9 protein-coding genes are annotated in these 9234 nt (G+C 73.4%); 4 read left to right on the plus strand and 5 right to left on the minus strand.

Annotation, left to right across the window (positions count from 1 at the left end; all coding sequences use genetic code 11):
- Positions 1–337: 337 nt before the first annotated feature.
- Positions 338–1363: a GlxA family transcriptional regulator gene (locus B7767_RS07020; protein WP_085571382.1), complete on the minus strand. Its 1026-nt coding sequence runs from the start codon at positions 1361–1363 to the stop codon at positions 338–340.
- Between the two features lie 71 nt (positions 1364–1434).
- Between B7767_RS07020 and B7767_RS07025 the strand changes: the two genes are divergently transcribed.
- Positions 1435–2751 carry an MFS transporter gene (locus B7767_RS07025; protein ID WP_085571383.1) on the plus strand — a complete coding sequence of 439 codons (1317 nt, stop codon included), beginning with the start codon at positions 1435–1437 and terminating at the stop codon, positions 2749–2751.
- A gap of 244 nt (positions 2752–2995) precedes the next feature.
- Here B7767_RS07025 and B7767_RS07030 read toward each other — a convergent pair whose 3' ends face one another.
- Positions 2996–4201: an NAD(P)/FAD-dependent oxidoreductase gene (locus B7767_RS07030; protein WP_085571384.1), complete on the minus strand. Its 1206-nt coding sequence runs from the start codon at positions 4199–4201 to the stop codon at positions 2996–2998.
- A gap of 102 nt (positions 4202–4303) precedes the next feature.
- On the opposite strand from B7767_RS07030, the gene B7767_RS07035 reads away from it, so the two are divergent.
- Positions 4304–4915 carry a GNAT family N-acetyltransferase gene (locus B7767_RS07035; RefSeq protein WP_085571385.1) on the plus strand — a complete coding sequence of 204 codons (612 nt, stop codon included), beginning with the start codon at positions 4304–4306 and terminating at the stop codon, positions 4913–4915.
- Positions 4916–5231: 316 nt separating this feature from the next.
- On the opposite strand, the gene B7767_RS07040 is transcribed toward B7767_RS07035, so the two are convergent.
- The 3 genes from B7767_RS07040 to B7767_RS07050 form a co-directional block, all read right to left on the minus strand.
- The gene (locus B7767_RS07040; protein ID WP_085571386.1) at positions 5232–5897 is read right to left on the minus strand and encodes a pyridoxal 5'-phosphate synthase; all 666 of its coding nucleotides are present in this window, start codon (positions 5895–5897) and stop codon (positions 5232–5234) included.
- Positions 5898–5924: 27 nt separating this feature from the next.
- On the minus strand, positions 5925–6350 hold the full coding sequence (locus B7767_RS07045) for a pyridoxamine 5'-phosphate oxidase family protein (protein WP_085571387.1): 426 nt from the start codon (positions 6348–6350) through the stop codon (positions 5925–5927).
- Positions 6351–6582: 232 nt separating this feature from the next.
- Positions 6583–7218: a TetR family transcriptional regulator gene (locus B7767_RS07050; RefSeq protein ID WP_085571388.1), complete on the minus strand. Its 636-nt coding sequence runs from the start codon at positions 7216–7218 to the stop codon at positions 6583–6585.
- 134 nt (positions 7219–7352) lie between these two features.
- Here B7767_RS07050 and B7767_RS07055 point away from each other — a divergent pair, with 134 nt between their 5' ends.
- Both B7767_RS07055 and B7767_RS07065 read left to right on the plus strand, forming a co-directional pair.
- Positions 7353–8090 (plus strand): VOC family protein, encoded by a 738-nt coding sequence (locus B7767_RS07055; protein ID WP_085571389.1) that lies wholly within the window; start codon positions 7353–7355, stop codon positions 8088–8090.
- Positions 8091–8288: 198 nt separating this feature from the next.
- Positions 8289–9234: serine/threonine-protein kinase (locus B7767_RS07065; protein WP_143652255.1), on the plus strand; the 946-nt coding region annotated here is incomplete at its 3' end.

Below are 9234 nucleotides of genomic sequence, written 5' to 3' on the forward strand. Positions count from 1 at the left end.
CGGTGCGCCGGGTGTGCTTCCGTGCGCGGTCTCGGCCAACAGGGCATATGCCCCAAGCGGGTCATTGTCGCCTGAATCGGCATTGACGTTCGGTGACCGTTTGATCACTCTGTTCGTCAGCGATTCGCCGCGAGGGGACGGCGAGGGCCCGACGACGGGGGCCCTCGACGAGTGTGGGTCGTGATTCGGCGTCGGTTCCCTCAGGGCCGAGGGGGAACCCGGGCGGGAGCGCCGAAGCCGAAGAGCGGTGCGGCGCTGCCGTGCTCGGGGCGGACAGCGCCGCACCGCCACCGCCGGCAGGGCCCGGCTCCTCCACAGCCTGTGGACGGCCTCCCGCTCACCCCCGGGCCGACGCGGCCGTCCCGGCCCGGAAGGTCCGCCGGTACGCCGTCGGCGTCACCCCCAGCGCCGCCTGGAGGTGCTGCCGCATCGACTGGGCCGTGCCGAAACCGGCGTCGCGGGCCACCTGGTCCACGGACAGAGCGGTGGACTCCAGCAGGTGCCGGGCCCGCTCCACCCGCTGCCGGGTCAGCCACTGCCCCGGACTGACACCGGACTCCTCCCGGAAGCGGCGCGTGAAGGTGCGTACCGACATCGCCTCCCGCGCGGCCATGTCGCGCAACTGGATCGGCTCGTGCAGCCGGGCCAGCGCCCACGCGCGGGCACCGCTCGTGGAGGACTGCTGCGGATCGGGCACCGGCCGCTCGATGTACTGCGCCTGCCCGCCGTCCCGGTGCGGCGGCACGACCGTACGGCGGGCCACCTCGTTGGCCACGGCGGCGCCGTGGTCGCGTCGCACGATGTGCAGGCACAGGTCGATCCCGGCCGCGACGCCCGCCGAGGTCAGGATGTCCCCGTCGTCGACGAACAGCACGTCCGGATCGACCTCGATCCGCGGGAACAGCCGCTGGAGGCGCTCGGAGTCGGCCCAGTGGGTGGTGGCGGGCCGGCCGTCGAGGTATCCGGCGGCGGCGAGGACGTACACGCCGGTGCAGATGGAGGCGAGCCGGGTGCCGGGGCGGATGCGGGCGAGGGCGTCGGCCAGTTCGTCGGTCAGCTCGCCCCGCTCGAACACCGGGCCGAGCTCGTAGGACGCCGGGACGATCACCGTGTCGGCGGTGGCGAGGGCCTCGGGGCCGTGGGCGACGTGGACGGCGAAGTCGGCGTCGGTCTCCACCGGACCGGGCGGCCGGACCGAGCAGGTGACCACCTCGTACAGGCGCCGCCCCCGCCCGTCCTTCGGGCGGCCGAAGATGCGGTGCGGGATGCCCAGCTCGAAGGGGAGCAGCCCGTCGAGGGCGAGGACGACGACGCGGTGGGGCCGGAAGTCGGCGGACGCTCGGGAGGACTCGACCGGATCCATGGCCCGATCCTAGCGAATGCTGTCCTCCGGGCCACTCGTTGTGGCGGGCGCGATCCCGGAAGCTCTGGGGCGTGACCCGGACAACTGAGACAGCCGCCGTCGTGGAGCCGCCCGCGAGCGGCCCGAAGCCGACCCGCACCCGTGTGCACCGCGCGTGGTTCGTCGCCGCCGTCACCTTCGTGACGATCATCGGTGCCGCCGCCTTCCGCTCCGTACCGGGCCTGTTCATCGACCCGCTGCACGAGGAGTTCGGCTGGTCGCGCGGGACCATCGGCGCGGCGGTCTCCGTGAACCTCGCGCTGTACGGCCTCACCGCGCCGTTCGCGGCGGCGCTGATGGACCGCTACGGCATCCGGAAGGTGGTCGCGGTCGCCCTCAGCGTGATCGCGCTCGGCTCGGGCCTGACGGTGTGGATGACGGCGGCCTGGCAACTGCTGCTGTGCTGGGGCCTGCTGGTGGGACTCGGCTCCGGTTCCATGGCGCTGGCCTTCGCCGCGACCGTCACCAACCGCTGGTTCACCGAGCGCCGGGGCCTGGTCACCGGCATCCTCACCGCCGCGTCCGCCTCCGGGCAGCTGATCTTCCTGCCGCTGCTGTCCTGGATCGTCTCGCGGTACGAATGGCGGCCGGCGGCCGTCACCGTGGCGCTCGCCGCGCTGGCCGTCGTCCCGTTCGTCTGGCTGCTGCTGCACGACCATCCGGCCGACGTGGGTGCGAAGCCGTACGGGGCCACGGAGTTCGTACCGAAGCCGGAGCCCGTCCCGGGGGCCGCCCGGCGGGCGCTGACCGTGCTGTTCTCGGCGGTGCGGACGGGGCCGTTCTGGCTGCTCGCGGGGTCCTTCGCGATCTGCGGCGCCTCGACCAACGGGCTGATCCAGACCCACTTCGTGCCCGCGTCCCACGACCACGGCATGCCGATCACGACCGCGGCGTCCCTGCTGGCCGTCATCGGCGTCTTCGACGTCGTCGGGACGGTGGCGTCCGGGTGGTTCACGGACCGCTTCGACGCGCGCCGGCTGCTCGCGGTGTACTACGCGCTGCGGGGGATCTCGCTGCTGTTCCTGCCGGTCCTGCTGGCGCCGAGCGTGCATCCGCCGATGCTGTTCTTCATCGTCTTCTACGGGCTGGACTGGGTCGCCACCGTGCCGCCGACGCTCGCGCTGTGCCGTGAGCACTACGGCGAGGACAGCCCGATCGTGTTCGGGTGGGTACTGGCCTCGCACCAGGTGGGCGCGGCCGTCGTCGCCTTCCTCGGCGGTGCCGCGCGGGACAGGTTCGGGTCGTACGACGTGGTCTGGATCGCGTCGGGGGCGCTGTGCGCGGCGGCGGCGCTGATGGCGCTGGTGATCCGGCGCCGGCCGGCTCCCCTCGCGGCGGCGGTCGCCTAGCGTCCGCGTCACCGGGGGCGGTGGTGTCACGCACTCGTACGTCACCGGGGGTGGTGCTGTCGGGGCGGTGCCCGCCCGGCCGTGCCACCGGGGGCGGTCGTGTCGCGCACCTGCGCGTGACCGCGGGCGGTCGTGCGCCTCCCAGTGCCTCAAGGTCCTGGGAGGCACCCCCGGGGCGGTACGGGTGGGCGCGGCGGCACCCCGCGAACTCCGGGCCGCGCCGACACCCCCCGCCCGGCCCCGGTCACGCGGGGAGCCGGGAGGCTCCCCCCGCGCGGGCCACCGCCCTCGCGATCCGCTGCGCGTCCAGCGCCAGTTCACGAAGGTTGCCGCTGATCGGGTTGGTGAACCCCGTGAAGTAGAGGCCGGGCGCGTCGGCCGGGGCGCGTCCGCCGTGGACGACCGGCCTGCCACGGTCGTCGAGGACGCCGAGCCCGCCGACCAGCCCCTCCAGACCGCGCGTGTACCCCGTGGCCGCCACGACCGCGTCCGGACCGATGCGATCGCCGTCCGCCAGGACGACCTTGCCCTCCTCGAAGCCCTCCACGGCGGCCACGACCTCCACCTTCCCCTTGCGCACGGCGTCGACCAGACCGACGTCCTGCACGGGAATGGCCCCCTCCCGCACCCGGGTGTAGAGCCCGGAGCCGGGACGCGGGAGCCCCCGGTCCGACAGGTCCGGCAGCGCCACCCTCGCCTGGACCCGGCACAGCCGGTCGACGAGGCCGACCGGCAGCCGGCGCACCAGGACCCCCGAGTACTGCGCGGGCCAGCCCGCGGTCGAGCGGCGCACGATGTGCGGAGGGGTGCGCACCGCGAGGCGCACCCGGGAGGCGCCCCCCTCCACCAGGTCCACGGCGATCTCGGCACCCGTGTTGCCGACGCCCACGACCAGCACGTCCCGGCCGGCGAAGGGCTTCGCGTGGCGGTACTCGGACGCGTGCAGGAACTCGCCGGTGTACGTGTCCCGGCCGGGCCAGTCGGGGACGCGGGGCGTGTGGTTGAAGCCCGTGGCGACGACGACCGCCGCGCCGGTCAGTTCGCGGCCCCCGGTGGCGTGCAGCAGCCAGCCGGTGCCGTCGGGGGTGCGCTCGACCCGGGAGACCTCGACACCGGTGACGATCTCCAGGCGGTGGTGCTCGGCGTACTTCTCCAGGTACCGGACCACGTCGTCCCGGGCCACCCACCGCCCGAACCGGCGCGGCATCGGCAGCCCGGGCAGCGCGGACAGGCGCCGGGTGGTGTGCAGGTGCAGCCGGTCGTAGTGGCGCCGCCAGGAGTCCCCCACGCGGTCGGAGCGCTCCAGGACGACGGCCCGTACCCCCCGGGTGCGCAGGGCGTACGCGACGGCGAGTCCGCCCGGGCCGCCGCCGACGACGTAGACGGGGCGGTCCGCCCGGTTCGGCGCGGTGGGCCGCGCGGGCGTGGAGGAGTCGGAGGAGTCGGCCATGAGCGCGAGCGTAATCACGCCCCTGGTTGATGGGTATCGGTCAAGACCGGAATTGGTTGCGGATTGATCACGTGTGCGGGGATCGCGGGTTTGAATGTCCGCATGTCCTCCTCACCCGGGCCCATCCGGCCCCTCCCCGAGCTCCACGGCCACGGCCTGTGCCTCCGCCCCTGGGATCCCGAGTCCCGGGCGGACGTGGACACCTGGCTGCGCGGCCTCACGGACCCGGAGTTCCGGCGCTGGAACACCCCGCTCCAACCGATCACGGACGCGGACAGCGCCCGGGAGTCGCTGCGCCGGGGCGCGCAGCGCGACGCGGACGGCACGGGGGCGTCCTTCCGGATAGCCGACGCCCGCAGCGGTACGGCACTGGGGCACATCGGCGTCAACGAGATCCACCCCGTCATGCGGCGCGGCACGGTCGGCTACTGGGTCCTCCCCGAGGCACGCGGCCGGGGCGTCGCCCCCCGGGCGCTGCTGCTCGCCGCCCGCTGGGCGCTCACCGGACTCGCCCTGCACCGGCTGGAGCTGAACCACGCCATCGGACACGAGGCGTCCTGCCGGGTCGCCGGGCGCTGCGGGTTCCGCCACGAGGGGACGATGCGCGGCGCGATCTTCGAGGCGGGCCGCCACGACACCTTCCGCGACGCCCACCTGCACGCCCGCCTCGCCACCGACCCGGAGCCGGTCCTCACGCCCACAGGGGCCCCCTGACCCGGCTCTGTCCACCGTTGGTGCGGAGTCGTGCGTGTCGTCGTGGTGCGTTCCGTGACGGCTGTCCCGTGACCGGTCCGGAGCCCGTTCTCACGGTGGCAGGGGTTGTCCGGCCCGGTTCTGTCGACCGTTGGTGCGGAGTCGTGCGTGCCGTCGTGGTGCGTTCCGTGACGGCTGTCCCGTGACCGGTCCGGAGCCCGTTCTCACGGTGGCAGGGGTTGTCCGGCCCGGTTCTGTCGACCGTTGGTGCGGAGTCGTGCGTGTCGTCGTGGTGCGTTCCGTGACGGCTGTCCCGTGACCGGTCCGGAGCCCGTTCTCACGGCCACAGGGACTCCCTGACCCAGCCCTCCGTCCCGCGCCGGTAGCGGAGTCGTGCGTGTCGTCGTCGGGGCTCGCCCTGGAAGAACTCCACCTCGTCCGCCCGTAGCCGGTACAGGGTCCAGGACGGGGCCGGGGTGTCCGGCGCGTGCCGTGCTCGCTCCCATGCCGCCTCCGAGGCCCGTGCCAGTTCCTCCGGCGACCCGAGGACCTCGCTCTGCCTGCCGGTCAGCGCGGCCGCCAGCGCCCCGGTGGAGCGGGCGTGCAGGTCTGCCTGTGCCTCCTCGGCCGGGGCCGCCCCGACGGGCCCGCGCACCCGCACCTGGCGGCCCAGCACCGGCCAGTAGAAGGCCAGCGCGGCGTACGGGCGCGCGGCGAGGTGGCCGCCCTTGCGGCTGTGCGCGTGGGTGGCGAAGGACCAGCCGTCGTCGTCCGCGCCGTGCAGCATCACGATCCGTACGTCCGGCAGCCCCCGCGCGTCCGCCGTGGCCAGGGACATGGTGTGCGGCTCGGCCTGGCCGGCCGCCACGGCCTCGGCGAACCACCGGGTGAACAGCGGCAGCGGCTCGGCGGGCGCGGCGGCCGGGTCGAACGCCGGCAGGTCGGTGACCTGCGGGTCCCACACCCGCAGCGACCTCAGCAGCTCGTGAAGATCGGGTTCCATGCACCGATTGTCGGGCGTCCCGCGGGCTCACACCGACCCGAGGTCCGACGACACCCACCGCTCGGGCCGCATCCGCACGATGACCTGCTCGCCGTGGTTCTTCCAGGAGAAGTCGACGTACTCCTCGACCTTGTCGGCCGGCAGGTAGCGCGCGGAGATCTCCCGCAGTCGCTCGATCGTGGCCGGGGTGGTGTCGAGCACCGGCCCCTCGACCGAGACGTAACGGATGGTGGGTTCGAGGCGGTCGACCATGAGCGAGAACCGCCCCGCCGCGCCGATCAGCCGGTTCTTGCGCGAGTCCAGGCCGGTGATGATCCACACGTCGCCGCCGGGCGCGTACTGGTACCAGATCGGCACGGTGAGCGGGGCGCGGCCTTCTCCCGCGTCGACCGCCAGCGCCGCGACGTGCGGCTCGGCCAGGAACTGTTCGCGCTCTTCGCGGGTCAGGGCCATTCCGGGTTCCTCCTGCGGTGTGTGCGTCGGACGTTCACTCGGTCACTCGGGGCCGTTCGGGCCCGCGGTCGGCTCGCTGGAACACAACACCGGGCGGGCGGTGCCGTGTTCCCGCTCCCCGTGCCGCGCGCAAGGCGACGGGCGGTGGTCCACCGGAGTGGACCACCGCCCGTCTGACAGGACTTGCGGAACCGTGCGCCGGTCGGTGCGGACCGCCGGGCGCTCGCTTCCCCTACTTCGGCGGCTTCTTGCCGGTGACCCCCAGGTGCACCAACAGGGCCAGGTTGGGCTTGAGTTCCGCCTGCTTCACGCCCCAGGAGGAGAAACCTTTCTGGTGGGAGGCGACGGCCGCGAGCATGGCCACCAGCGAGCCGGCGATCGCCGCGGGGTTCACGTCCTTGTCGATCCGCCCCTTGGCCTGAAGCTCGGCGACGGAGTCCGCCAGCGAGTTGTTCACGGAGTTCAGGATCTTCATGCGGATCTTGTAGAAACGTTTATCCCCCTCGGCCGCACCGAGGTCCACGACCCGCAGGATCGCCTCGTTGTCCCGCCAGAACTCCAGGAAACCGTCGACGAGTTCCTGTGCCGTCTGCCAGCCGGCCTTCCCCGCCCAGGAGCGGCCCTCCAGCAGTTCGCTCAGCCCGGCGCTCTCGGCGGCCGTGTGCTCGGCGATCTCCAGGACGGCGCCCTCGACGTCCGGGAAGTACTGGTAGAAGGTCGCGGGCGAGGTGCCCGCCTTCCGTGCGACATCGATGACCTTGACGTCCCGGTAGGGGGAGGAGCTGAGCATCTCGCTGAGGCAGTCGAGCAGTTTCTGCCGGGTCGCCTGCCCACGCCGGCCGGCCACACGGCCGTCGACGGTACGCACTTGTCCTGTCATGCCGTCAGCTTACCGACGGGTGATCGGAGCGCGATTCGGCCGACTGCAAATGGGGTGTGCGGGCCCCCGGAGGCTGGTGTGCCTGGTCTGCGGCCTGCGGGCGACACGGTTACTTTGGCGGCATGGCCGAAAACAGGGCATCGGGGCACAGGGCGTCGGGGTACCCGGAGGGCACCCCCTGCTGGGTGGACGCGCAGCTGCCCGACGTGGAGGCGGGCAAGCGGTTCTACGGCGGTCTCTTCGGCTGGACCTTCGAGGACCAGCCCCAGGGAACCGTGCGGGCGTTGAAGGACGGCGCCCCCGTCGCCTCCCTCGCGCACAAGACGGACGGCCGGCTGCCCACCGTGTGGACGGTGTCCTTCGCCACTCCGGACGCAGGGGCGCTGTGCCGGCGGATCCGCGCGGCCGGCGGGCAGGTCGTCGCCCCGCCGGGGCCCTTCGGCGACCTGGGCGTCACCGCGCTCGTCACCGACTCCGAGGGGGCGGTGTTCTCCCTCTGGCAGGGCACCGGCACCCCCGGCTTCGGACGCCGCCACGAGCCGGGCACCTTCGCCTGGGTGCAGCTGTACACGCGGGACACCCGGGCGGCCAACACCTTCTACGGCGGTCTCTTCCACGACGCCCTGTTCGGCCCGGACGCCGACCCCGACTTCGGCCGCGCGCCGGTCTCCGACGTCTTCCCCGCCGAGATGCCGCCGCACTTCCTCGTCCACTTCGCCGTCGAGGACCCCGGGGCCGGCCTGGAGGAGGTGGTCCGGCTCGGCGGCCGGGTCCAGGTCCCGCCCTTCGAGACGTCCTACGGCACGGCGGCCGTGGTCACCGACAATCAGGGGGCGTCCTTCGCGCTGCTGCACCGCTGAGCCGCCGAACCGCCGAGCCGTTTCCACCCTCTGTGTCGTATGAAAACCTGGACACCCTATTTGTCGGCCGGTTCGCAACCGGGGGCGTGGACAGGAAGAATCGGGGTGCGTGCCGCCACGGCGGTGCGGTGGTGAGACGCTGCACTACGGTCGCGGGCACAGGTGGTGGCGCGACTCGTACGGGGAGGTGGCAGGCAAGTGGTGGATCAGCTGACGCAGCACGATCCGCGGCGTATCGGGCCGTTCGAGGTGCTGGGACGGCTGGGAGCCGGCGGCATGGGGCTGGTCTATCTCGCGCGCTCGGCGTCCGGGCGGCGGGTGGCGATCAAGACGGTCCGGACCGAACTGGCCGAGGACCAGCTCTTCCGGGTCCGCTTCACGCGCGAGGTCGAGGCGGCCCGCGCGGTCTCCGGTTTCTACACGGCGGCCGTCGTGGACGCCGATCCGCGCGCCGCCGTGCCGTGGCTGGCCACCGCGTACGTGCCCGCGCCCTCCCTCGAGGAGATAGTGAACGAGTGCGGGCCGCTCCCGGCGCAGGCGGTGCGCTGGCTCGCGGCGGGCGTCGCGGAGGCGCTCCAGTCGATCCACGGCGCCGGACTGGTCCACCGCGACCTGAAACCCTCCAACGTCCTCGTCGTCGAGGACGGCCCCCGGGTGATCGACTTCGGCATCGCCTCCGGCGTCTCCAACACCCGCCTGACGATGACGAACGTCGCCGTCGGCACCCCCGCCTACATGTCCCCGGAGCAGGCCAAGGACTCCCGCAGCGTCACCGGTGCGAGCGACGTGTTCTCGCTCGGCTCGATGCTGGTCTTCGCCGCCACGGGACATCCGCCGTTCCACGGCGCCAACCCCGTCGAGACCGTCTTCATGCTGCTGCGCGAGGGCCCGGACCTCGAAGGACTCCCGGACGAGCTGCGCCCGCTCATCGAAGCCTGCATGCAGATGGAGGCGACGGCCCGGCCCAACCCGGCCGACCTCCAGGCCCAGCTCGCCCCGCACCTGTTCGGCTCCGGCTCCGACGACAGCGGTACGGCGTCGGCGTGGCTGCCCGAGCGGGCGGTGGCCCTGATCGAGACGCGGCGGGGCGGCCGGACGGCGGTCCGGCCCGCGCACGGAGCCGGCCGCAGCGCCGGTGGCGGGG

Source organism: Streptomyces sp. 13-12-16, assembly GCF_002114215.1.
GTDB lineage: Bacteria > Actinomycetota > Actinomycetes > Streptomycetales > Streptomycetaceae > Streptomyces.

Excerpts from the sequence above, each read along its gene's own strand:
- B7767_RS07055 (WP_085571389.1), top strand. The coding sequence starts at position 7,353 with ATGGCCGAAAACAGGGCATCGGGGCACAGGGCGTCGGGGTACCCGGAG.
- B7767_RS07040 (WP_085571386.1), bottom strand. The coding sequence starts at position 5,897 with ATGGAACCCGATCTTCACGAGCTGCTGAGGTCGCTGCGGGTGTGGGAC.
- B7767_RS07020 (WP_085571382.1), bottom strand. The coding sequence starts at position 1,363 with ATGGATCCGGTCGAGTCCTCCCGAGCGTCCGCCGACTTCCGGCCCCAC.
- B7767_RS07035 (WP_085571385.1), top strand. The coding sequence starts at position 4,304 with ATGTCCTCCTCACCCGGGCCCATCCGGCCCCTCCCCGAGCTCCACGGC.
- B7767_RS07045 (WP_085571387.1), bottom strand. The coding sequence starts at position 6,350 with ATGGCCCTGACCCGCGAAGAGCGCGAACAGTTCCTGGCCGAGCCGCAC.
- B7767_RS07030 (WP_085571384.1), bottom strand. The coding sequence starts at position 4,201 with ATGGCCGACTCCTCCGACTCCTCCACGCCCGCGCGGCCCACCGCGCCG.